The following is a 21,028-nucleotide window of genomic DNA, read 5'->3' as shown; positions in this document are numbered from 1 at the left end:
GCGCGGATGTTGGCCCGGCTCCACGGTATAGAGCCGGGCCGACACCAGTCTTGGCCACAACCTGAGTTCGACATGGCGGGATGTTCGCTTCACGTATGACCAGTCAGCGGACCTCCGCCCACGTCGGTGACAACAGCAACCTGGTATGGGGACAACCGCCACCTGCAACACGCACCGAACGCCGTGATCGACCGCCGACGATGGTGATGGTCAAGCCCTGTCGTCACCTGGATGGTCGGGGCTATCAAGCCTCTGACCTGCATGTTCAGGGCTTGTCGCCGATAAGGGCATTACTTCGCCTGCAGGGTTGATGTCCCTGACAAACATCCACTTGCTGTCAACGGTGTCGCAGAGGGTCGTCTCTGGGGGCTCGTGTTCAGTGCCGGCGCGGCGCGCCTTCGGCGTTACTTCCGGCAGCCGCGCAACATCACGGCGATGTCGGCAGGCACTCCGTTCGCGGTGCAGTCGATCGCGCTGCCCTGCGTGATGTAGTGCCAGAAGCCCTGCACCGACGCCGCGAACAGGTATCCGGTGGGCTGCGGCGCGGCATCGGTGTGTTCCGACCACGCCATAGCCCAGTGTTCCTTGCATTGTGGTTGCCCGAGCACGATCGGAACCGATGAGGCACGGCTCGCCTCCAGCACCTGCTGCAGTTGCTGCGGGGTTGCGCGCTCGCATGCCGTGCCGGCTGGGTTTGTCACCGGCGCTGATCGCGTCGTCGTTTCCTCTGACGTGGCCGGAGCGCTGGTCGTCGTTTCCTCTGAGGTGGGCGGAGCGCCGGTCCTCGTCGCCGGGCCCGAAGCGGGCGTCGTGGTGGACGCGGCTGTCGAACTGCTCGTCGAGACGGACCCGGTCACGGTCGCATCGTCCTGGCAGGCACTGGCACCCAGGACTGCCGCGGCCAGAACGGCTGCTGAAATAGCAACTCTCACTTACGATCCCTCACATCTCGATAGCCGACAAGTGCACACAGCAGGATCGTCGAACCCGGCCCAGATCATTACAGTCGTGACGGTCACAACGATGAATCGCGTGCTGCGCAGGTTTGTCGCAGCCACCACTCACGCGGATCGTGCCGGACCCGCTGGAGTCGGCCGCGAGCTCGTCTGCCTACCGGGACAGTCGGAACCCACGCGTCCGGACGTACCTGGCGAACCGCAGCTCGACGGCGCGGGCGCTCGCCAGGTTCGTGCGGAACGGACATTGCTGTCCTCGGCAGGTTTAGATGGTGCAGTCGATAGGTAGTTGACGTATGTGGCATTCCCCCGCTGCGATGCCTGTCGGACCCAGAATCTGGCTCGACTCGGGTCGTTGACCAGGCTTTTGTGCAGCGAGCCAGGCGGGTTCGGATCCCGTCATCCGCTCTTTTCGAACAGTCCCGCTCGTGCACCGGTGAGTGCCAGTCGGGCAGCGGCGTCGGCGGTCGCGTCGGTCACCGGCTCCCGAGTGATGAGCGCGCGGAAGTAGATCGGGGCGACCAGCGTCTTGACGAGTTCGGCCGCGTCGGTGCCTGTGGGAAGTTCGCCGCGTTCGATGGCACGGCCGACCACGGGGAGCGACGTGCGGATGCGATCGCGGAAGACGTGCCTGACGGCATCGGGCGGCCGGGCGGCACCCGTCGTCTCCGAGAGCAGTACCGACAAAACCGCCTGTCCGCCTGAGCTTTTCACCCAGGCGACCAAGCCTCGTGCCAGTCCGCGCAGGTCCTCGTCGATGGAACCCGTATCGGGGATGGGGATGTCGGTGGTGACGCTGTCGCCGAGTGCATCGGCGATCAGTGCATCGCGATCGGGCCAACGTCGGTAGACGGTGGTCTTGTGCACGCCGGCGCGGCGGGCCACGTTCTCCACTGTGAGGGCCGCGTAGCCATGTTCGCCGAGTTCGTCGACTGTCGCGGCCAGCACGGCGGCGCGCACCTTCGGGCCACGTCCGAGCGGTGCGGTGGAACTCATTGCAACTCCTTGTTGCGATATTGGGTGAAGCAAGGCAAGCTCGATGCTATCGCAACTTGGAGTTGCAATGATTGAGACGGGAGTTACTCATGCTGTCGAAACTCGTTCGGTCAGCGGCGCTGTTGTTTCCCGGCCTGCTGGCCGGGGCCTTCGGATACGGCGCGGTCAATGTGCTGTACGCGTTCCGTGCGGTGCCGCTGGACGTTCGGTTCACCTTCCACACCACACTTATGCGGGTCAACGGCCCGGTCATGCAGATCCTCATGGGGCTGACCGTACTGAGCACGCTCGCCCTCGCCACGCGGTCGACGTCCCGATCGCGATGGGCGGCTGCCTGCGCCGCGGCGCTCGCGGGCACCTCGTTCCTGGTCACGCGCCTGGGCAATGTGCCGATCAACCAGCAGATCAAGGTGTGGATGGTCAGCGGCCCACCCAGCGACTATGCCGCGATCCTGCGGCGCTGGGAGCTGTTCCACTTCACCAGGACCGGATGTGCGCTGGCCGCCTTCGTCTTGGTGATCGCCGTGGTAGTCGGATCATCGACCGCTGACGGGCGAGCGGTCCTCAGGTAGAGACTTCGGTCTCGTGCACGGTGCGCCAGCGGAATTCCGGGCCCTCGGCGACCAGCACGGCAGTTACCTGTCGGCAACTTCCCGTGCCCGCGAGGCGATGCATCTCCAGAAAACGGACCACAACGGTGTTGCCTTCCCGTGCCAGCTCTTGCACGTCGGAAATATCGATCTTCAACCCCGGCTGGATATTTCGGGCGCCACGCAACCCCGTGAGCAGCTCGGCCCGGCCGAGCACCTCACCTGCGGTGGTCACCATCGAGAACTCCTCGTGCTGGGCCGCGGCGAATCGATCGAAGACCTCCACGGCCGCGTCGGAACCGAGCCACGCGGCGAGGTCGGCGTGCAGCGTCTCTACCGCTGCCACCGGATCACAAGAGACGTCAGCAAACATCCGCGAATCATAGGGCCGCCGCGTGCCTGGCTCGCTTATCGGCGAGCTGTGCGCGTGTCGGTGCTACGGATGGACGGACGTTCGAAAAGGTTTGGGGCGCAGCGGTCACCGATCCGGTCCGGTAGTCGGGGAGCGACAATCCCGCTACCATGCGGAGATGCGATGGGGGAGGTTGGGCGACCGACTCCACCGCGCGGCATTGTTGCTGGCGGTGGTGACGGTCGTGGTGTGTGGCTTGGCGATCGCTGGTCTGACCTGGTGGTTTTTGTGGTGGGCACTGGGTGCGAAGGCAGAGACGCCGAATCAGTTGGACCTCACCAAGATCGCGCTGTCGGTGGCGGCGGGAGTGGGTGGCGCGGTCGCCCTGGTGGTGGCCTACCGGCGGCAACGGGATCTCGAGCGGGGGCGGTTCGCGGAGTTGTTCGGGGCGGCGGCCAAACAGCTGGGCGATGCCGATGTCGCGGTCCGTATCGCGGGTGTCTATGCGATGGCGGGGGTCGCCGACGAGTTCCCGACTCCGAGCCGAAGGCAGCAGTGCATCGACGTGCTGTGTGGTTATCTGCGGCTGCCGTTCGATCTCGATGAGGCAGCCGATCACCTTGTGTCGCGGGCAGAGTCGACCGAGGCAGCCGGCGTCAAGGTCGAACGGGTCTATCAATTCCGGCAGAACGACAGCGAGGTGCGGCGAACCATCGTCAAGGTGATCGCCGACCACCTGCGGCGCTCGGCAGACGTCTCCTGGTCGGATCGCGATTTCACCTTCAACCGAGCGGTTCTCGAGCAGGCGGATTTCCGATACGCGGTATTCGCGGGTCGACACACCTCGTTCGCGCGTGCGATTTTTACCGGCACCACGACATTCGAGCGCACGACCTTCGCGGGTTCGCATGTCACCTTTCGCGAAGCGACGTTCCGGAATGGTTCCGCACTGTTCGACCACGCCGAGTTCGGGTCGACTCGTGTCGAGAAGAACGAGGTCGCCGGCTTCGGAACCACGTTCGATGGCACCACCTTCGACTGCCCGGCGTCCTTCGAGAGCGTCACCTTCCGCGGCCCGCGCACCACGTTCCTCGGTGCCCGTTTCCTCGGTGCCCGAACATCCTTCCAGGAGGCAAAGTTCCGTGCCGAGCGCACTTCGTTCGAGCGTGCGGCACTGGACGGCGAGCGGATCACCTTCGCGGGCGCCGAGTTCGCGAGCGCGCGAATCGCTTTCACCGGCACCCAGTTCTACGCTGCAACCATCGACTTCGACGACGCCCAACTGGGCGTGTCATCCCGGTTGCGCGCCAGGGGAACTCGCGAAACAGACTTCACGCAGGCCGAATTCCACGGTGGCGTCACCTTCGCCCGCGCCACTCTCGGCGGCCGCACCGTCGACTTCTCCGACGGCGACTTCTTCGGCGATATCTCCTTCCGCACCACCCGATTCGCCGCGAACGAAGTCCGATTCGACTACCCCAGAGCCTGGGTCGGCGCACACTTCGACTGGGACGACAACCCCATCCGCAAGCCGACCTGCGTCAAGCCCAACCCCTGGCCGCCGGCACCGGTTCAGCCCGCTGCGCCGACCCGGTGACGAGGTTTGGGTGATGGCGGGGCGGCGTCCTGGTGACCGCCGCCCCGCCGTCGTGGTTACGTCGGCCAGCCGCCGTAGGGGACGGTGATCAGTTCCATGAAATGGCCGTTGGGGTCCTTGAAATAGACGCCGCGGCCGCCGTCGTTGTGGTTGATCTCGTTGACGCCCTGTTGGCGGGGGTCGGCCCAGTGGTCCAGTTTGTAGCGCTGGATTTTGGCATAGGCCGCGTCGAACTCGGCCTCGGAGATCAGGAATGCGTAGTGCTGAGGCTGGATTTCGGTGTGGGGAGGGGGAACGTTCGCGAAGTCGAAGGTGACTCCGTTACCCGTGGGAAGCGGGATGAACGGGCCCCATTCCGCTCCGAGTTCCAAGCCGAGGATGTCTGCCCAGAATTCGGCGGACACCCGATTGTCGTGACAACCGACAATTGTGTGATTGAACTGTACTGACAGGGGATTTCTCCTCGAGTAGTGACGGTCCCGACCCTGGGCTCGGTACAAGGCGGCCTACAGGAGCACCATCACGGCCGAAAACGTTAGCACCGAATGTGCCGACCCTGCCAGCCTTTCGTGATCTTGATCATGCGCGGGCGCGCACTCGCACGCTGTGCTCGGCACCCGAGGGACAGGGGCTCGGCTCGGCTCGAGCGGGTGTCGATGGCCGACGCTGGAGCGCTTTCGGTGCGTTCGCTGGGCGACGCGAATCGCGAGCGGTAGCGTCGGCGGCATGAAGATTCGTGGTGCGGTCCTGGAGCAGATCGCAGCGCCCGTGCCGTTCGCCGAATCGGCGCCGATCACCGTGTGCGAGCTGGACCTGGATGAACCGGGGCCCGGTGAGCTGCTGGTGCGGATCGAGGCGGCCGGGTTGTGCCACTCGGACCTGTCGGTGGTCGATGGAAACCGCGTGCGACCGGTGCCGATGCTGCTCGGGCACGAAGCGGCAGGTCGGGTCGAGGCGCTCGGCGCAGGCGGCACCGATATCGAGGTCGGGCAGCGCGTGGTGATGACCTTCCTGCCGCGCTGCGGTGCCTGCACGGGCTGTGCGAGCGAGGGCCGGACACCGTGCGGGCCGGGCAGTGTGGCCAACAATGCCGGCGAGCTGCTCAACGGCGGGCGACGGCTGCACCGTGACGGCGCAGCAGTGCACCATCATCTGGGCGTTTCCGCGTTCGCCACCTACGCCGTCGTGGATCGCAGGTCGGTGGTTGCGGTCGACGACGATGTGCCACCCGAGGTCGCCGCGGTGCTCGGCTGCGCGGTATTGACCGGCGGCGGCGCGCTGCTCAATTCCGCGCGGCCGGGACCCACTGACCGGGTGATGGTTGTCGGACTCGGCGGTGTCGGGATGGCGGCCTTACTTGTGGCCGTGTCGCTGGGCGGCGCGGAGGTCATCGCGGTCGATACCGTTCCGGAAAAGCTCGCTCTGGCCAAGGAACTCGGCGCCACCGCGGCATACACACCGGTCGAGGTCGTCGAGCTGGGTGTGCAGGCCGAGGTCGTTGTCGAGGCGGCGGGCAATATCCGTGCCTTCGAAACCGCGGTCGGCGCAACGGCGCCCGGCGGCACGACGGTCACCGTCGGCCTGCCCGCGCCCGATGCCAAGGCCAGCATTTCGCCGCTTGCCCTTGTCGCGCAGGGCCGTTCGATCGTCGGCAGTTACCTCGGCTCGGCCGTGCCTGCGCGCGATATTCCGGAGTACGTCCGGATGTGGCGCGAGGGACGACTGCCGGTTGAGCGGCTGGTGTCCGCGCACATCGGACTCGACGAAATCAACCATGCGATGGACGAACTCGCCGCCGGTCATGCGCTGCGCCAGGTGATCGTCTTCGAGTGACAGCCGGCCGCCTTCGACAGCGAGCTTCGATGCGGACGTGATCGTCCTCATTGACCCGGCGTGGTCTTTGCGCGTGACCTGTTCGCTTACCTCGACGTAGGTATTCGACCGAAAAGTGAGTGCTTGCGGGCAGCCCGAGCGGCCTCGAAGACTTGTCTCCGTACCTCCGGGGTTCGATGCCCCGGTTCGGATCGTTAGGAATGGAGCCGCCATGACCGCTGGTGAGCGCACACCGGTGACCGTCATCGGGCTGGGTTCGACGGGCAGCGCGCTGGCCGAAGCTTTTGTCAGGGCGGGTCATCCGACCACCGTGTGGAACCGCAGCCCGGAGAAGGCGGCGTCGCTGGTGGCGCGGGGTGCGATGCTGCACGACCGGATCGGGGAGGCTGTCGCTGCCAGTCCGTTGATCGTCTCCTGCCTGACCACCTTCGCGGCCACCCTGGACGTCCTGCGGCCCGCCGATGGCGCGCTGACCGGACGGACCATTGTCACGCGGAACAGTGGGACTCCGAATGCTGCGCGCGAATTCGCGAGCTGGGCGGCGGGGCTTGGTGCCGATTTCCTGGGCGGCGCCATCAAGAATGTGCCTGCGGCGGTAGGGAATCCGGACACGTTGTTGTACTTCGGCAGTGACCGCGCGATATTCGATCGGCAGGTCGACACATTGCGCGTGCTGGGCGGTGACGTCGTCCATCTCGGCGCCGAACCCGATCTGGCCGCGCTGTACGAGTCGGCGGTCGGTACGACACTGTTGCCGGCATTGCTCGGGTTTCTCGAAGAGGCGGCCGTGCTGTCGGCGCGGGGCTACACCGCTGGCTCGATGGTGGGCTATTCGACCAAGTGGCTGCAGATGATCGAGACGCTGCTGCCGATGCTCGCCGCGGAGATCGATGCCCGGGATTACACCAGGCTGGGATCGTCCGTCGATCTGTTCTACGCGGCAATCGGCTATGACGAGGAGCTCGGTGTAGAGGCAGGCGTTGATATGTCCTGGCACGCACCGATGCATGAGCTGTTGCGGCGTGCCGTCGCGGAAGGGTATGGCGAACAGAGCATTACCGCGCTGATCGAAGTATTGAAGAAGCCTGTTGCCGCGGCGTAGCTCCGTCGAATCGTCAGGGGCCTCGACGCCCTGCGGCGGGGTTGTCGAGCGCGTCGACGAAACGGCCGAGTAGGCGGGCGAATTCGGTGCGTTCATCGGCGGTCCAGTCCGCCATCGCGGTGGCCATGGCGGCGCGGCGGCCGTCGCGCGCGGCGGCCACCAGACTTGCGCCGCCGGGGGTGAGGCGCAGCACACCCCGGCGGCCATCGTGCTGGTCGGCTACCCGCTCCAGTAGTCCGGACGAAACTGACTGCGCGACAAGGCGGCTCGCGCGTGGCTGGTCGACACCCAATGCGGGCGCCAACGTTCCGACAGTGGCGGATTCGGATTCGGCCACGGCGTCGAGGACGCGGAACACGGCGACGGGTACGGGGGACTTCTGCGCCAGCGCGCCGCGGGTTTGCCTGCGCCGGATTCGGACCATCGCCGCTTCGACCGCTGCAATAACCACGTCGTGCTCTTCCATTGCCATTCGCTTTCATGTAAGACTACATGTAGTTGTAACAATACATGCTGTGGAGGAATGATGGCTGAGAAGCGCCCGATCGGGTACTGGCTCAAGGAACTCGATCGACTGATCAATGAGCGATTCGACGAGGATCTCGCCGCGGGTGAACTCAGTCGCAGGCACTGGCAGATGCTGCACTCGCTGGCCGAGGGGGCGCGTCCGGCAGGCGAGATCCGTGATGCCCTCGCGCCGTTCTGGACGCATGCGGGGGAATGGGAGCAGGAGGTCGCGCAGTTGGTGGAGCGCGGCTTCGTCGTCGCGGATTCGGGCACGCTGTCGCTGACCGCTGCGGGCCGCGCAACGCATGACGAAGCGTTCATCCGAATCGGCCGCCGACGACGTGCGATGGTCGAGGGCATCACCGACGAGCAGTACCTCGAGACGGTGCGCATGCTCGAAAAGATGGCCGGAAATATGGCTGCTGGTGCCTAGCGTGAATGACTATGTCGCGCTGAGGAACTCGGTCACCAAGGCTATATAGTCAGCAGGGCGGCTGATCAGCAGCGAGTGGCCGCCGGTCCGGATGGTGCGATATTCACAGTTCGGATGCAGCTCGAGCAAGCGGTCGGTCTGCGTAGTGGTGATGACCGGGTCGTCGTCGGCGCGGAAGATCAGCGTGGGTCCTTGCCATGCCGGACCCGCCATGATTTCGTCGACGCGCTCGGCGAGTTCGAGCATTCGCCGATACGACCGGACAGAGCCGACGCTGCCCGCCGGATCGGTCACCGCCTCGATCTGTGGTTGCGCACGAAAAACAGAAGTCTCCCTCCGCTCAACCCAACGTAAGACGGCGGTCGGACCGTGTGCGGGTGCCCCCTTATAGGCTTGCGGAACTGGAGCGGAACGAGGAGGTGCGGTGACCATTCGGGTCGGAGTGCTCGGTGCACGCGGGAAAGTCGGACAGGCGATCTGTGCGGCGGTGGAGGCGGCGACCGATCTGGAGCTGGTTGCTGCCGTCGACAAGGACGATTCGCTCGAGGCGTTCACCCAGTCGAACACGCAGGTCGTTGTCGATTTCACGCACCCGGACGTGGTAATGGGGAACCTGAAGTTCCTGGTGGAGCGTGGGATCCACGCGGTGGTCGGCACCACCGGTTTCGATGCTGCTCGGCTCGACGAGGTGCGCGGCTGGCTGGCCGAGCGCCCGGCGACCGGCGTGCTGATCGCGCCCAACTTCGCGATCGGCGCGGTGCTGTCCATGCGTTTTGCCGAACAGGCCGCCCGGTTCTTCGAATCGGTCGAGGTGATCGAGCTGCATCACCCGAACAAGGCCGATGCGCCCTCGGGCACCGCCTACCGCACTGCCGGGCTGATCGCGGCCGCGCGCGAACGTGCGGGCGTCGGTCCCGGTCCGGACGCCACCAGCACTGAACTCGAGGGTGCGCGCGGTGCCGATGTCGACGGGGTGCGGGTGCATTCGGTACGCCTGGCCGGGCTGGTCGCGCATCAAGAGGTGCTGTTCGGTACCCAGGGCGAAACCCTCACTATCCGGCACGATTCCATCGACAGGAACTCCTTCGCGCCCGGCGTGCTGCTCGGGGTCAGGGAGATCGCTAACCGCCCCGGCCTGACCGTCGGACTCGACCCGTTGCTGGATCTGTGAGCACACCGGAACCGGTCGAGTCGTCCGATCCCGGCCGCGGCGCCGAGGTTCGCAAGGTCGTCGCCCTGCTTGCGGCGCTGGTCGTCGTGCTCGGTTTCTACTTCCTGCTGCTCGGCCGAATCGCGGTGAGCCTCATCGGTTCCGGTGATGTCGCCGCGATCGTTATCGGCATCGGCGTGCTGATCCTGCCGCTGCTCGGTGTGTGGATGGTGGTGGCCACCGTGCGCGCGGCACTGTCGCATCAGCACCTGGCTCGCCGCATCCATGACGAGGGTCTGGAACTCGACACCTCCGCGCTGCCGCGCCGCCCCTCCGGCCGCATCGAACGCGAGGCAGCGGACGCACTGTTCGACCGGGTCAAGCAGGAATGGGAGGCGGATCCGGATAACTGGCGCGTCTCCTACCGGCTGGCCCGCGCCTACGACTACGCGGGTGACCGCACCCGCGCCCGCGAAACCATGCGGCGTGCGGTGGCACTGGAGAGGCTGGAACACGACGACAGTGAGGGCTGAGGTCCTGCGTCCGCCACAGTGGGGGTGATCCCATGAACCTGTCAGCATTATTTGCAGTCGATGTTGTGTCGGGTGTCGACGGACTACAGTTGATAGCAACAATCCGGCAATCGTCCGGCTTCGACATTCGGCGTGGACCGGCCGTTCGACTGACAGGGAGCACAACATGCGAAGAGGCGTTCTTGCGCTACTGGGTGTGTTGGCCGTGATTGCGGCCGCGCCGGCGGCGACGGCCGCCACGGGCGATCTGACCGTGGGCGGCGTCGTCTACAGCGACCCCTCAGGGTGTATCAACCTCGGTATCGAGGAGACAACCGAGTTCGTCAACGACACCAACAGCACCGTCACCGTCTACCGGACGGCAGGCTGCACGGGCGCTGCCACTGCCATTCTTGCGCCGGGCGTCTCCGGCACCTACACCGGCCAATCGGTGCAGGTCGGCTGACGGCCGGCCGCAGCCTCGCCGCCACCGGGCGCGGGCCGCGCTACGCTCAGCGACGTGCCCCGGTTGTTGATCGTTCATCACACACCCTCGCCGCACATGCAGGAGATGTTCGAGGCGGTGGTGTCCGGTGCGACGGACCCGGAGATCGAGGGTGTCGAGGTGATACGTCGCGCGGCACTGGCGGTGACACCGGTCGATATGTTGGCAGCCGACGGCTATCTGCTCGGGACACCGGCCAATCTCGGCTATATGTCCGGCGCACTCAAGCATGCCTTCGATGTGTGCTACTACCCGTGTCTCGACTCGACCGGCGGCCGCCCGTATGGGCTGTATCTGCACGGTAACCAGGGGACCGAGGGTGCAGAGCGGGCCGTCGAGAGCATCACCACAGGTATGGGCTGGGTCAAGGCCGCCGCCCCGGTAGTTGTTTCGGGGCCGCCGACGAAAAACGACATCCAGCGCTGCTGGGAGCTCGGCGCGACCGTCGCCGCGCAGCTCATGTCCTGACGTTCGTCGCCCGCCACGTCGACATCCGGCCCGATTTCGCGAACTCGGCCGCAACCGAGCAGAATCTGCCACCGATGGCATCCGGTCGGCCCCCGGTTTTGGTGGCTGACCTCCAGGAGTATCTGCCGGGCATACTCATGGTGACGTTGTACCGGTGGGTCTGTGGACGAGTTGCTCGGGATGGGAGTTCGAGGTGACCTGTGTCGAAGGTGGCGAGCGTGCGCCGCGACGGATTGGTCTCGTCGAAGACCACGAGTCGGTCGCGATCGGGCTCGCCGCAATGCTGGCACCGGAACCGGATCTCGATCTGGTGCTGACCGCGGGAACCGTGTCGGAACTGCTGGCCGCCGCGGTGAGCGCGGCGTCCGATAGCGCGACACCGCCGGTGCCCACCACAGAGTCCGCGCTGGACTTGGTGGTGCTCGACCTGCGGCTGGCCGACGGGTCCTCGCCCGAGGACAATGTGCATGCACTGCGTGACCGCGGGATCGAGGTCCTGGTGTTCACCGGTGCGGACAACGCCTTTCTGGTGCGCGCGGCCGCGAAGGCCGGCGTGCTCGGCGTCGTGCGCAAGTCCGAGGACGTGCCGACTGTGGTCGCGGCAGTGCGCAGGGCGGCCTCCGGCGAGCAAGTGGTAACCACTGACTGGGCTGCGGCCATCGACGGCGACCCGCAACTGTCCGACGTGGGCTTGAGCCCGCGTCAAGAGGAGGTGCTCACCCTGTATGCCTCCGGCGAGAAAGCCTCCCGGGTGGCGCGGCTGACCGGTCTCTCGGAGCAGACGGTGAACGACTATCTCGGTCGGATCCGGCAGAAGTATGCCGATGCCGGGCGTCCGGCCCCCACCAAAACCGATCTGTACAAGCGGGCGGTGGAGGATGGATGGCTACCGGTTCCCGAGCGGCAATCGCGCGCATGACCGCGTCCAGCATGCTGGACACCCCTGCTGCCGCGGACTCCGTGACACTCGACCGTTTCCGGTCGAGTCGTTGGCGCCGTCGCGTTGCGGCAGTGTCCGAAGAAAACCATGCCGAGCCGACGGCCGACTGCATTCTGCGCAGACTCGGCCTGGCCATCGGCCTGGGCGGGTTGATCGTCGCGGTGGTAGAGCTGCCCGACATCGCCGACCAGAGCCGATTCGTCTCAGGTGGCTGGACCGTGTTGACCGTGGTCCTTGCGCTCGGCTGGTTTCCGGTGCTCGCCGCGGTATCGCTCGGGCGGGGCAGGCGGGTGATTCGCACGGTCGCCGGTCTCGCGGCGGTGAGTTTCCTTGCGGCCATGGCGGCTATCCCGCTCGCCTACGCCGAGCCCACCTCGGACCCGTCCACGGTGTGGGTGTATCGGGTGCTTGCGCTCGGTGTGCTTGCGGCCGCCTTGGCGTGGCGGCCGCCGCTGTCGGTCGTCTATCTGATTGTCGCAGCAGCGGATGCAGCGCTGGCGAATCGTGCCGTCGTGGCGGGCGGGACCACCTTGTCGCTGATCGGTGACTTCGCACGGGCCGTAGGACTGTGTGCGATGTTCCTATGGGGCTCCACCTTTGCGCTCGCATCGGCGGCCCGCGTCGACCGGGAATCAATGCTCGCGAGCAAGCGTGCCGCAGCCGTGGCGGGCGCCGCGGCCCGGGATCGTGAGCAGGCACGATTCGCCGCCCTGATCCACGATGCGGTGCTGTCGACCTTGCTCGATGCGTCCCGCGGCGGCACCGAGTCACCAGTGCTGCGCCAGCAGGCGGAGCGCACCCTCGACCAGCTCGACGAATGCCGTTGCGGCGACAGCGAACCCGATCACCTCGACGCGCAATCGGTGATCGGCTTCCTGCGCTCTGCGGTGCACGAGGTGAATCCGGGCGTCCGATTCACCGCGCGGCGTTGGGCCGGACTCGACGATTTGCGGTTGCCGGTAGACGCTGCGGGCACCATCGCCGCCGCGCTCACCGAGGCCGTGCGCAACAGCCTGCGCCACGCGACGGCGCAGGGCCGGTCGGTGCAGCGGGCGGTCACCGTCACGGTGAGCGCGGGTGGCATCCGTGTGGTGTTCCGTGACGACGGCGCCGGTTTCGATCTGGACCGGGTGCCCGTCGATCGGCTCGGCATTGCGGTCAGCATCCTCGGTCGGATGCGGCAGCTGGCCGGTGGGGCCGGATTCGTGGAATCCCAACCGGGAGAAGGAACTACGGTGACGCTGGTGTGGGGTGGCGATGGCTGACACCCACACCGAATTCGGGCTGCGCGATCTGCTCGGCCTGCGGGACCGCTGGGCGTGGCTTTTCCTGCTCATTTTCGAAGTCACCATAGTGCTGTACATGCTGCGGAATCTGTCCGACTCCGCGCCGATATCCGGGCTCTCCGCACTGCTGATCATGCTCGTGGCCGGTGTGCTGGTGCTGGTGATTCCGGTCGACCCGCTGCCGTGGCCGGCCACCGTGTTCGTAGCAACCGCCGGACCGGTGGCGACCGTGCTGACCATCATCGACGTCGACCACGGGCTGACCAAACCGGTGTGGACACCGTTCGCGTCGTCCTACGTCCTCGCGGTGCTGGTGCTGCGCGGCCGGTTGGGTGCGGCCTGGCTCGGCGTCGGCGGGATCGCGGCGGTGATCGCCGTCGTGGGTGTGATGACCGGTGCGCGCGTCGGTGTGGTGGTCGGATCGGTGGTGCCGGTGGCGACGGTGGCCGGGATCTCGATCGGCGCGGCGATCATGCGCCCGATGCAGCGATCGCTGCGTTTGCTGCGGGAAGAAGCGACCATGCGCGCGGCGGCGGAGGCGACCATGGCCGCGGAGAACGGCGAGCGGGATCGACAGCTGGCCAAGCTCGACAAGGTCGCGCGTCCGATCCTCGAACGCATCGCGGGCGGGGCCGAGCTCAGCGCGGCCGAGCGCGAACAATGCAGGCTGCTGGAGGCCGAATTGCGCGACGGGCTGCGCGCGCCACAGTTGGTGACCGACGAGCTGAGCAGCGCCGCCCGCGGCGCCCGCTCTCGCGGCGTCGAGGTGGTGTTGCTCGACGACGGTGGCTTCGCCGGTGTGCCGCGCTGGGTGCGCCAGCAGGTCATCGAGTCGGCGACCAAGGAATTGGACGCGGCCAATGCGGGCTCGGTGACCGTGCGCGTGCTGCCGATGGGCCGTCGGATCCTGGCCACGGTGCTCGCGAATGCGCCGGAGCGCGATCGGCGCACCGAGATCGACACCGCGGGAGAGGTGTCGGTGTCGACGTGACCGCGGCGGGCCCGGCGGCGCTTGTCGGACCGTCGTGGCAAAGTGCCGGTCATGCGGAAGATGAGTGCGGCGGCGGCGCGACGAACAGCGTTGGCCGCGCAGGGGTTCGGCAGGCGCAAACCGGTCGCGCCGACCCGCCGGACGGTGCTCGATGTGCTGGGCAGAACACAACTGCTGCAACTGGATTCGGTGTCCGCGGTGGTGCGCGCACACTATGCGCCGGTGTTCAGCCGGATCGGCGACTACGACCGCGCACTGCTGGACGAGGCCGCCTGGAGCAACGGGGTGCGACGGCCGCGCAAACTCGTCGAGTACTGGGCGCACGAGGCGGCTTTGATCCCGGTCGAGGACTGGCCGTTGATGCGGTGGCGGATGGCGAAATACGACCACGGTCGCTGGGAGGGCATGAGGCGGGCGGTGGAACGCAATCCCACCCTCGGCAGGGACATCCTGGATGTCATCACCGAGGTCGGTGCGGCGACTGCCGGGGAGGTGGAGCGCCACCTGGAACTGGACAAGCCACGCCCCAAGGGTTCCTGGTGGAATCTCAGCGATACGAAAATGATCTGCGAGCAGCTCTTCGCCAAGGGCTCGCTGTCGGTGGACAAACGGGTCGGCTTCGCCCGGCATTACGATCTGGTGGAGCGGGTGATTCCGCCGGAAGTCTTGGCGCGCAACGTATCCGAGGAAGAGGCGATCCGCGAGCTGACGCGGCGCGCGGCAACCGCGCTCGGTGTCGCGACCGAGGCCGATCTGCGCGACTACTACCGGACCCATCGCACCCAGACCGAACCGGCCATCGCCGAGTTGGTGGACGCGGGGGAACTGGAACAGGTCGAGGTCGCGGGCTGGGACAAACCCGCCTACCTGCGCGTCGGCGCCGCGACACCGCGCCGGATCGAGGGCGCGGCCCTGCTGTGCCCGTTCGATCCGCTGATCTTCTTCCGGGCGCGCACCGAACGGCTCTTCGACTTCCACTATCGGATCGAGATCTACACACCGGAACCCAAACGGGTGCACGGCTACTACGTCTTCCCGTTCCTGCTCAACGGTGAACTCGTCGGCCGGGTCGACCTGCGCGCCGAGCGCGCGACCGGGCGGCTGCTCGTTCCCGGCGCGTTCGCCGAGCCCGGTTACCGCACACCGGAGACGGTGGCCGCGCTCACCGAGGCACTGCGTGAGATGGCGGACTGGCTGGAGCTGGACAAAGTGGTGATCGGTGACCGCGGGGACCTCGCCCCACTGTTGTGATCAGACGTCGCGCTTGGGCCCGTAACCGCGCATCTGATCACGCAGCGCGCCCGATACGACGCCCGACAGCCACGAGTTGAGCGACATATTGCTCTGTGCGGCCGCCTCTTCGGCGCGCGATTTCAGTTGCTCGACCAGTCGTAGCGTGACGCGGCTGATGTCGCCGGTCATTTCTTCGAAGCTCGGATGGTCGTGGTCGGCGGTGGTCGCGGAGTTCTTGCGCACATCCACGCTGGCGTCGGTGCCGTCCACGGAGACGTGCACGGTGCGGTCGCCGAGCGCAGTGCTGACCTCGGCGGCCAGGTCCGACAGCGCCGCGAGCAGCGCCAGCCGGGTCGCGCTTTCCGCGGCCGCGGCCAGTGCGGCGGCGGTGGCCTGGGTTTTTTCGTCGCCTAGCGCGGCGGCGGCGATCAGGTCGTCACGCAGCCGGGTGGTGTACTTGTTGAGGTCCATGACATCAGTGTGACGCCATTGGTGATGTCATACAAGGCGCAGGCTGACGCCATCGCTGTGCGGTAAGAGGTGAATCACTCGCACGGGCAGTCCGATCGGCGGTCAGGGTGTCGAGGGCGTTCCCTGGAGCGGGTAGCCTTTCTGACCATGACGAACGGTGAATCGACGCCAACGGAGCTGCGCGCGTCCGGCACAGTAGGTGTCGCGATGGTGACCCCCTTCAGTGCCGAGGGCAAGCTCGATGTCGATGCCGGCGTTGCGCTGGCGGCCCGTCTGGTCGAGCGCGGCGTCGATCTGCTCGCGATCTCCGGCACCACCGGTGAATCGCCCACCACCACCGAATCCGAGAAGGCCGATCTGCTGCGTGCCGTTGTCGATGCCGTCGGCGACCGTGCCACCGTGATCGCAGGTGCGGGCACCTACGACACCGCGCATTCCATCGAACTCGCGCGCAACGCGCAGCGGGCAGGCGCCCATGGTCTCCTGGTGGTGACCCCGTACTACTCGCGTCCCACCCAGGCCGGCCTGCTTGCTCACTTCACCGCCGTCGCCGACGCCACCGACCTGCCGGTCACGCTGTACGACATTCCGCCGCGCTCGGTGATCCCCATCGCCACCGACACCATCCGCAAGCTCGCCGAGCACCCGCGCATCGTCGCGGTGAAGGACGCCAAGGGTGACCTGAACGCGGGCGCGGACCTGATCGCCACGACTGATCTGGCCTTCTACTCCGGCGACGACTCGCTGAACCTGCCCTGGCTGTCGGTCGGCGCCGTCGGATTCATCAGCGTCATCGGGCATCTCGTGCCTGAACGGCTGCGCGCGCTGAGCGACGCATGGGCCGCGGGCGACGTGGTGCGTGCCAGGGAGATCAACGTCAGTCTGTTGCCGTTGAACGCGGCGATGTCCCGGCTCGGTGGTGTCGCCATGAGCAAAGCCGGGCTGCGATTGCTCGGCGTAAACGTAGGGGAGCCACGGTTGCCACAGCTGATGCCCACCGCCGAACAGCTCGACGAGCTGTCCGCTGACCTGCAGATTGCCGGGGTGCTCGGATGAGCGAACCACTAGCACGCCGTCCCCGCCGGACCGCTTCCCGTGCCGCGGGCGCCCCCGCCCCCGCCCCCGCCCCCGCCCCGGCCAAGCGCGCTGCGCAGCCGGCTCCACAGGACAGCCCGGTGGAGCTCGACAGCATGGTCGAGGCCGCCGCTGCGGCGCAGTTCGAGACGGCCGGACAGGCCGCGAGCACCGTGCAGACCGCGGGCACAACGCAATCCGGCGCCCGGCGTGCCAAGCAGGCCGCACCGGACAAGACGCCCGCCAAGAGAACCGCGGCCAAGAAGTCCGCTGCCGGCGAGCAGCAAGCGCCTGCGAAGAAGCCGGGACGTGCCCGCCAGCAGTCCGGCCGGGGTCGCGCCGAACAGGCTCCCGCCCGCCCGGTCGATCGCCCCATCGCCGATCGCCTGGGTGCACCGCCGAAGTTGCCCAAGAACGGTCTGCGTGTCTTCGCCCTTGGCGGCATCGGTGAAATCGGCCGCAACATGACCGTATTCGAGTACGGCGGCAAGCTGCTGATCGTCGACTGCGGTGTGCTGTTCCCCGAGGACCAGCAGCCCGGCGTCGACCTGATCCTGCCCGACTTCCGGCCCATCGAGGACCGGATCGACGATGTCGTGGCCGTGGTGCTCACCCACGGCCACGAGGACCACATCGGCGCGGTGCCCTTCCTGCTACGGCTGCGGCCCGACATCCCGGTCATCGGCTCGAAGTTCACCCTCGCGCTGGTCGCCGCCAAGTGCAAGGAGCACCGTCAGCGTCCGAAGCTCACCGAGGTCGCCGAGGGTGAGCGCACCACACACGGTCCGTTCGAGTGTGAGTACTTCGCGGTCAACCACTCGATCCCGGATGCCATCGCGGTGGCCATTCGCACCCCCGCCGGCGTCGTGCTGCACACGGGCGATATCAAGCTCGACCAGCTGCCCCTCGACGGTCGCCTCACCGACCTGGCCGGGTTCTCTCGCCTCGGCGACGAGGGCGTCGACCTGTTCCTCGTCGACTCCACCAATGCCGAGGTGCCCGGTTTCGTCACGCCGGAACGCGAGATCGGCGGCGTTCTGGACACGGTGATCGGCAAGGCACGCAACCGCGTGATCGTCGCGTCGTTCGCCAGCCATGTGCACCGCATCCAGCAGGTCGTCGATGTCGCGCAGAAATATGGGCGGCGAGTGTGCTTCGTCGGGCGCTCGATGGTCCGCAATATGGAGATCGCCCAGGATCTCGGGTACCTGACGGTCCCGGACTCCGTCGTGGTCGATCTCGATGTCGCTGCGACCCTGCCAGGGGACCGGCTGGTGCTGATCTCGACCGGCTCGCAGGGTGAGCCGCTCTCAGCGCTGTCGCGGATGGCGCGCGGCGAACACCGACAGATCAACATCCGTCAGGACGACTTGGTTGTGCTGGCCTCCTCGCTCATCCCGGGCAACGAGAACTCGGTCTTCGCCGTGGTCAACGGCCTGGCCAGGCTCGGCGCCACGGTGATCACCCAGCAGAACGCGAAGGTCCACGTCTCCGGACACGCCTCCGCGGGCGAACTGCTGTACCTGTACAACGCGGTCCGGCCGACCAACGCCATGCCGGTGCACGGGGAATGGCGGCATTTGCGTGCCAACGCCGCACTGGCCATTGCTACCGGCGTGCCGGAGGACCGAGTCGTGCTCGCCGAGGACGGCGTCGTGGTCGACCTGGTCGACGGGATCGCCTCGATCGTCGGACGGGTTCCGGTCGGGCACGTCTACGTCGATGGTCTTTCGGTCGGCGATGTCGGCGAATCGACCCTGTCGGACCGGCTGGTGCTCGGCGAGGGCGGGTTCATCTCGATCACCGTCGCAGTCGACTCGTCGACCGGCAAGGCGGTCAGCACTCCTGAGGTGAGTGGCCGCGGGTTCTCCGACGACCCGACCGCCCTCACCGACGCCGCGGAACTGGTCGAGGCCGAACTGTTGCGGCTGGCAGGCGAGGGCGTCACCGACACGCATCGCATCGCGCAGAGCGTGCGCCGCGTGGTCGGGCGTTGGGTGGCCGACGTCTACCGCCGCCGCCCGATGATCGTGCCCACCGTCATCGGGGTCTAGCACACAGAAAACCGCCGGATGATGGTGACATCATCCGGCGGTTTTTGTATGTTGTGGAAGCTTACTTGGCTTGGCAGGCAGCCGAATCCAGCTTCGCCGACTTCACGACGTTGCAGGTGAACTGGTGGGAGACCTTCCACTGGTCACCCTCGGCGACGAACTCGACGAAGGCGTTCTGCACCGGTTCACCGTTGATGGTGACCTTTGCGTCGGCCTTCAGCTTGCCGTCCTTTGGCTCCTGCACGCCGGTGATCTCCACCTTGACGTTCTGTGCCTTTGCGGCCTCGACGAGCTTGTCGACCAGCTGGGGATCGCGCTCGGCGTCCTGCACCCAGCTGATCTTTTCCTCGCTGCTGACGCTCGGGTCGAACGCCTTGGTGATGCGCTCGTTGAGCAGACCGACGGCCGGCTTCGCCAGGTTCGGCGGCGTCGTGGTCTTCGCGGATCCCTCCGCGGTGCCCTCGCCGCTCTTACCGCTCTCGAACTTGCCCGGCGCCGAGGTCGGCGTGCTGGAGCCCGACGATGAGTCCTTGTCGGAGGTGCACGCGGTGAGGCCGAGTGCCGCCGTCGCGAGTACGACCGCGACCGCCGCTCGAATTGTTCTGTGCTTCACTAAATTTCCCCTGGAATGAGTTGTCGCGGACCTGTACGGACCCGACGGAGGTGGGTGTCGGAGTTACAGCGAGTAGCCGCTGGTGCAGCGCCAGTCCACGACATAGCCGCCGGGCACCCGGCTCAACGCGGCCGATTTGGCGGCGGAGTAGCTGGCGCGAGCGGATGCGCTCCACTGCGACGACGAGCTGGCGAGGACACCGCAGCCGTTGGTCCACGAGATCAGCACCGAGCAACCGTAGCCACAGGCCGACACGGCGGAATTCTCCGCGGCCGAGTAGCTGCCGTAGTTGTTCGAGATCGCGTAGTCCCCGTCGTTGGAGACGGCAATGGCGCCGTAGTACCCGTACGCGGCTTGCGCGGGAGCCGCGGTGGCCAGCACAGATCCAACCGTTGCCGCCATGATGGCGGCACCGGTGACGAATTTCTTCACAGGTGAATCCCCTTCTTGCTCACAGGTCCACGACCCGATGGACCGAGTGACAAGCTACAGAGCCGAGGCCTCGAGCGCTACCCGAGAATTCGGGGCGCGGCCGTCGGATCCACTCGGCGCCGGGCGATGCCGGGGGAATTACGGCTCCCCGCACCGGGCGTGCGGTGGACAGTGTTGCCGAGCGAAAGCCAGGGCGCAACTTCGATAACTTATTGTGCGGCAATGTCGATGCCTCAGCCGATCGACTATGTTCGAGCACGTGAGCATGGCACAACGGGAGCGTCGGGCGCTGGTCGAGACGATGTCCGCCGTGGGACCGGACGCACCCACCCTTTGTGGGAAGTGGACCGTGCGAGAGCTGGCTGCGCACTTGGTGGTTCGTGAGCGCCGCCCCGACGCGGCACCGGGGATCATGCTGAAACCGTTTGCCGGGTATCTCGACAATGTGCAGGCAAAGACTGCGCGCAAGCCGTTCCAGGAGCTGCTGGAGGAGGTTCGCACCGGACCGCCGTGGTGGTCACCCCTGCGCCCGGTCGATGCCGTCGCCAACCTGTCCGAGATGTTCGTCCACCATGAAGATGTGCGCCGTAGTGCGCCGGGGTGGGAACCGCGCACGCTGTCGGATGCCGACGAGGCGCGGCTGTGGTCGCTGCTGCGCAAGATGGCACGAATGGCATATCGGAAAGCGACGGTCACCGTCGTGCTCGCGACGCCGGACGGCGACCGGGCGGTTGTGCACACGCAATCCGAGGCCGAAGTGACATTGACCGGCAAGCCTTCGGAATTGCTGCTGCATGCCTTCGGTCGCGACGAAGTTCGCCTCGAGACCGCCGGCGCACCGGGCGATGTGCGCGCCGTGCTGGCCCTCGATCGCTCGGTGTAGCCGCAGCACGCTCGACACACGCGCGGCGATTCGGGTGCGAAGCGAGCTCG

The 21,028-nt window shown here is 66.8% G+C and carries 25 protein-coding genes; 16 read left to right on the top strand and 9 right to left on the bottom strand.

Annotated features, from left to right (window positions below; all coding sequences use genetic code 11):
• Positions 1 to 404 precede the first annotated feature (404 nt).
• A complete protein-coding gene (locus OHQ90_RS31690) occupies positions 405 to 701 on the bottom strand; it encodes a hypothetical protein (protein WP_328403767.1) in 297 nt (98 codons plus the stop codon).
• A gap of 654 nt (positions 702 to 1,355) precedes the next feature.
• Positions 1,356 to 1,952, bottom strand: a complete 597-nt coding sequence (locus OHQ90_RS31685; protein WP_328403765.1) for a TetR/AcrR family transcriptional regulator — start codon at positions 1,950 to 1,952, stop codon at positions 1,356 to 1,358.
• Between the two features lie 89 nt (positions 1,953 to 2,041).
• Between OHQ90_RS31685 and OHQ90_RS31680 the strand changes: the two genes are divergently transcribed.
• Positions 2,042 to 2,524 (top strand): DUF1772 domain-containing protein, encoded by a 483-nt coding sequence (locus tag OHQ90_RS31680; RefSeq protein ID WP_328403763.1) that lies wholly within the window; start codon positions 2,042 to 2,044, stop codon positions 2,522 to 2,524.
• Here OHQ90_RS31680 and OHQ90_RS31675 read toward each other — a convergent pair.
• Positions 2,517 to 2,915, bottom strand: a complete 399-nt coding sequence (locus tag OHQ90_RS31675) for a hypothetical protein (RefSeq protein WP_328403761.1) — start codon at positions 2,913 to 2,915, stop codon at positions 2,517 to 2,519. The genes OHQ90_RS31680 and OHQ90_RS31675 overlap by 8 nt on opposite strands.
• Before the next feature lie 157 nt (positions 2,916 to 3,072).
• Here OHQ90_RS31675 and OHQ90_RS31670 point away from each other — a divergent pair, with 157 nt between their 5' ends.
• Entirely contained in the window at positions 3,073 to 4,491 is a 1,419-nt protein-coding gene (locus tag OHQ90_RS31670; protein ID WP_328403759.1) for a pentapeptide repeat-containing protein, read from the top strand.
• Between the two features lie 56 nt (positions 4,492 to 4,547).
• Here the strand turns inward: OHQ90_RS31670 and OHQ90_RS31665 are convergent, their stop codons facing one another.
• Positions 4,548 to 4,943 (bottom strand): VOC family protein, encoded by a 396-nt coding sequence (locus OHQ90_RS31665; protein ID WP_412003115.1) that lies wholly within the window; start codon positions 4,941 to 4,943, stop codon positions 4,548 to 4,550.
• A gap of 274 nt (positions 4,944 to 5,217) precedes the next feature.
• On the opposite strand from OHQ90_RS31665, the gene OHQ90_RS31660 reads away from it, so the two are divergent.
• Both OHQ90_RS31660 and OHQ90_RS31655 read left to right on the top strand, forming a co-directional pair.
• On the top strand, positions 5,218 to 6,324 hold the full coding sequence (locus tag OHQ90_RS31660) for an alcohol dehydrogenase catalytic domain-containing protein (protein WP_328403755.1): 1,107 nt from the start codon (positions 5,218 to 5,220) through the stop codon (positions 6,322 to 6,324).
• A 211-nt stretch (positions 6,325 to 6,535) separates the two neighbouring features.
• Positions 6,536 to 7,426, top strand: a complete 891-nt coding sequence (locus OHQ90_RS31655) for an NAD(P)-dependent oxidoreductase (RefSeq protein ID WP_328403753.1) — start codon at positions 6,536 to 6,538, stop codon at positions 7,424 to 7,426.
• A gap of 13 nt (positions 7,427 to 7,439) precedes the next feature.
• Here OHQ90_RS31655 and OHQ90_RS31650 read toward each other — a convergent pair whose 3' ends face one another.
• Entirely contained in the window at positions 7,440 to 7,898 is a 459-nt protein-coding gene (locus OHQ90_RS31650; RefSeq protein ID WP_328403751.1) for a MarR family winged helix-turn-helix transcriptional regulator, read from the bottom strand.
• A gap of 51 nt (positions 7,899 to 7,949) precedes the next feature.
• On the opposite strand from OHQ90_RS31650, the gene OHQ90_RS31645 reads away from it, so the two are divergent.
• Positions 7,950 to 8,366 (top strand): MarR family winged helix-turn-helix transcriptional regulator, encoded by a 417-nt coding sequence (locus OHQ90_RS31645; protein WP_328403749.1) that lies wholly within the window; start codon positions 7,950 to 7,952, stop codon positions 8,364 to 8,366.
• A gap of 9 nt (positions 8,367 to 8,375) precedes the next feature.
• Here the strand turns inward: OHQ90_RS31645 and OHQ90_RS31640 are convergent, their stop codons facing one another.
• Complete coding sequence (locus tag OHQ90_RS31640) at positions 8,376 to 8,660, bottom strand: alpha/beta fold hydrolase (protein WP_328403747.1); 285 nt, start codon at positions 8,658 to 8,660, stop codon at positions 8,376 to 8,378.
• Between the two features lie 130 nt (positions 8,661 to 8,790).
• Here OHQ90_RS31640 and dapB point away from each other — a divergent pair, with 130 nt between their 5' ends.
• The 8 genes from dapB to OHQ90_RS31600 all read left to right on the top strand — a co-directional run bounded on the left by dapB (position 8,791) and on the right by OHQ90_RS31600 (position 15,469).
• Entirely contained in the window at positions 8,791 to 9,537 is a 747-nt protein-coding gene (gene dapB / locus OHQ90_RS31635; protein ID WP_328403745.1) for a 4-hydroxy-tetrahydrodipicolinate reductase, read from the top strand.
• The gene (locus tag OHQ90_RS31630; protein WP_328403743.1) at positions 9,534 to 10,049 is read left to right on the top strand and encodes a hypothetical protein; all 516 of its coding nucleotides are present in this window, start codon (positions 9,534 to 9,536) and stop codon (positions 10,047 to 10,049) included. Before dapB ends, OHQ90_RS31630 begins: the two co-directional genes overlap by 4 nt.
• A gap of 166 nt (positions 10,050 to 10,215) precedes the next feature.
• Positions 10,216 to 10,494 carry a hypothetical protein gene (locus tag OHQ90_RS31625; protein ID WP_328403741.1) on the top strand — a complete coding sequence of 93 codons (279 nt, stop codon included), beginning with the start codon at positions 10,216 to 10,218 and terminating at the stop codon, positions 10,492 to 10,494.
• A gap of 54 nt (positions 10,495 to 10,548) precedes the next feature.
• Positions 10,549 to 11,001 carry a flavodoxin family protein gene (locus tag OHQ90_RS31620; protein WP_328403739.1) on the top strand — a complete coding sequence of 151 codons (453 nt, stop codon included), beginning with the start codon at positions 10,549 to 10,551 and terminating at the stop codon, positions 10,999 to 11,001.
• A 193-nt stretch (positions 11,002 to 11,194) separates the two neighbouring features.
• Entirely contained in the window at positions 11,195 to 11,920 is a 726-nt protein-coding gene (locus OHQ90_RS31615; RefSeq protein ID WP_328403737.1) for a DNA-binding response regulator, read from the top strand.
• Entirely contained in the window at positions 11,884 to 13,206 is a 1,323-nt protein-coding gene (locus OHQ90_RS31610) for a sensor histidine kinase (protein ID WP_328403735.1), read from the top strand. Before OHQ90_RS31615 ends, OHQ90_RS31610 begins: the two co-directional genes overlap by 37 nt.
• Positions 13,199 to 14,218 (top strand): hypothetical protein, encoded by a 1,020-nt coding sequence (locus tag OHQ90_RS31605; protein ID WP_328403733.1) that lies wholly within the window; start codon positions 13,199 to 13,201, stop codon positions 14,216 to 14,218. Before OHQ90_RS31610 ends, OHQ90_RS31605 begins: the two co-directional genes overlap by 8 nt.
• A gap of 51 nt (positions 14,219 to 14,269) precedes the next feature.
• Positions 14,270 to 15,469 carry a winged helix-turn-helix domain-containing protein gene (locus tag OHQ90_RS31600; protein WP_328403731.1) on the top strand — a complete coding sequence of 400 codons (1,200 nt, stop codon included), beginning with the start codon at positions 14,270 to 14,272 and terminating at the stop codon, positions 15,467 to 15,469.
• Here OHQ90_RS31600 and OHQ90_RS31595 read toward each other — a convergent pair whose 3' ends face one another.
• On the bottom strand, positions 15,470 to 15,922 hold the full coding sequence (locus OHQ90_RS31595; protein ID WP_328403729.1) for a hypothetical protein: 453 nt from the start codon (positions 15,920 to 15,922) through the stop codon (positions 15,470 to 15,472).
• 147 nt (positions 15,923 to 16,069) lie between these two features.
• Between OHQ90_RS31595 and dapA the strand changes: the two genes are divergently transcribed.
• Both dapA and OHQ90_RS31585 read left to right on the top strand, forming a co-directional pair.
• Positions 16,070 to 16,978 (top strand): 4-hydroxy-tetrahydrodipicolinate synthase, encoded by a 909-nt coding sequence (dapA, locus tag OHQ90_RS31590; RefSeq protein WP_328403727.1) that lies wholly within the window; start codon positions 16,070 to 16,072, stop codon positions 16,976 to 16,978.
• On the top strand, positions 16,975 to 19,050 hold the full coding sequence (locus OHQ90_RS31585; protein ID WP_328403725.1) for a ribonuclease J: 2,076 nt from the start codon (positions 16,975 to 16,977) through the stop codon (positions 19,048 to 19,050). The genes dapA and OHQ90_RS31585 overlap by 4 nt, the downstream gene beginning before the upstream one ends.
• Positions 19,051 to 19,111: 61 nt before the next feature.
• On the opposite strand, the gene OHQ90_RS31580 is transcribed toward OHQ90_RS31585, so the two are convergent.
• Both OHQ90_RS31580 and OHQ90_RS31575 read right to left on the bottom strand, forming a co-directional pair.
• Complete coding sequence (locus tag OHQ90_RS31580; protein ID WP_328403723.1) at positions 19,112 to 19,663, bottom strand: hypothetical protein; 552 nt, start codon at positions 19,661 to 19,663, stop codon at positions 19,112 to 19,114.
• A 63-nt stretch (positions 19,664 to 19,726) separates the two neighbouring features.
• Positions 19,727 to 20,095: a DUF4189 domain-containing protein gene (locus tag OHQ90_RS31575; protein WP_328403721.1), complete on the bottom strand. Its 369-nt coding sequence runs from the start codon at positions 20,093 to 20,095 to the stop codon at positions 19,727 to 19,729.
• A 259-nt stretch (positions 20,096 to 20,354) separates the two neighbouring features.
• Between OHQ90_RS31575 and OHQ90_RS31570 the strand changes: the two genes are divergently transcribed.
• Positions 20,355 to 20,978, top strand: coding sequence for a TIGR03085 family metal-binding protein (locus OHQ90_RS31570; protein WP_328403719.1), 624 nt, complete (start codon positions 20,355 to 20,357; stop codon positions 20,976 to 20,978).
• The last annotated feature ends 50 nt before the right edge of the window (positions 20,979 to 21,028 follow it).

The organism is Nocardia sp. NBC_00403, assembly GCF_036046055.1.
Taxonomy (GTDB): domain Bacteria; phylum Actinomycetota; class Actinomycetes; order Mycobacteriales; family Mycobacteriaceae; genus Nocardia.
The sequence above is the reverse complement of the archived record's forward strand: the minus strand, read 5'-3'. Positions and strand labels throughout refer to the sequence as shown.

Excerpts from the sequence above, each read along its gene's own strand:
- OHQ90_RS31655 (WP_328403753.1), top strand. The coding sequence starts at position 6,536 with ATGACCGCTGGTGAGCGCACACCGGTGACCGTCATCGGGCTGGGTTCG.
- OHQ90_RS31625 (WP_328403741.1), top strand. The coding sequence starts at position 10,216 with ATGCGAAGAGGCGTTCTTGCGCTACTGGGTGTGTTGGCCGTGATTGCG.
- OHQ90_RS31650 (WP_328403751.1), bottom strand. The coding sequence starts at position 7,898 with ATGGCAATGGAAGAGCACGACGTGGTTATTGCAGCGGTCGAAGCGGCG.
- OHQ90_RS31675 (WP_328403761.1), bottom strand. The coding sequence starts at position 2,915 with ATGTTTGCTGACGTCTCTTGTGATCCGGTGGCAGCGGTAGAGACGCTG.
- OHQ90_RS31670 (WP_328403759.1), top strand. The coding sequence starts at position 3,073 with ATGCGATGGGGGAGGTTGGGCGACCGACTCCACCGCGCGGCATTGTTG.
- OHQ90_RS31660 (WP_328403755.1), top strand. The coding sequence starts at position 5,218 with ATGAAGATTCGTGGTGCGGTCCTGGAGCAGATCGCAGCGCCCGTGCCG.
- dapA (WP_328403727.1), top strand. The coding sequence starts at position 16,070 with ATGACGAACGGTGAATCGACGCCAACGGAGCTGCGCGCGTCCGGCACA.
- OHQ90_RS31680 (WP_328403763.1), top strand. The coding sequence starts at position 2,042 with ATGCTGTCGAAACTCGTTCGGTCAGCGGCGCTGTTGTTTCCCGGCCTG.
- OHQ90_RS31610 (WP_328403735.1), top strand. The coding sequence starts at position 11,884 with ATGGCTACCGGTTCCCGAGCGGCAATCGCGCGCATGACCGCGTCCAGC.
- OHQ90_RS31605 (WP_328403733.1), top strand. The coding sequence starts at position 13,199 with ATGGCTGACACCCACACCGAATTCGGGCTGCGCGATCTGCTCGGCCTG.
- OHQ90_RS31600 (WP_328403731.1), top strand. The coding sequence starts at position 14,270 with ATGCGGAAGATGAGTGCGGCGGCGGCGCGACGAACAGCGTTGGCCGCG.
- OHQ90_RS31585 (WP_328403725.1), top strand. The coding sequence starts at position 16,975 with ATGAGCGAACCACTAGCACGCCGTCCCCGCCGGACCGCTTCCCGTGCC.
- OHQ90_RS31645 (WP_328403749.1), top strand. The coding sequence starts at position 7,950 with ATGATGGCTGAGAAGCGCCCGATCGGGTACTGGCTCAAGGAACTCGAT.
- OHQ90_RS31595 (WP_328403729.1), bottom strand. The coding sequence starts at position 15,922 with ATGGACCTCAACAAGTACACCACCCGGCTGCGTGACGACCTGATCGCC.
- OHQ90_RS31685 (WP_328403765.1), bottom strand. The coding sequence starts at position 1,952 with ATGAGTTCCACCGCACCGCTCGGACGTGGCCCGAAGGTGCGCGCCGCC.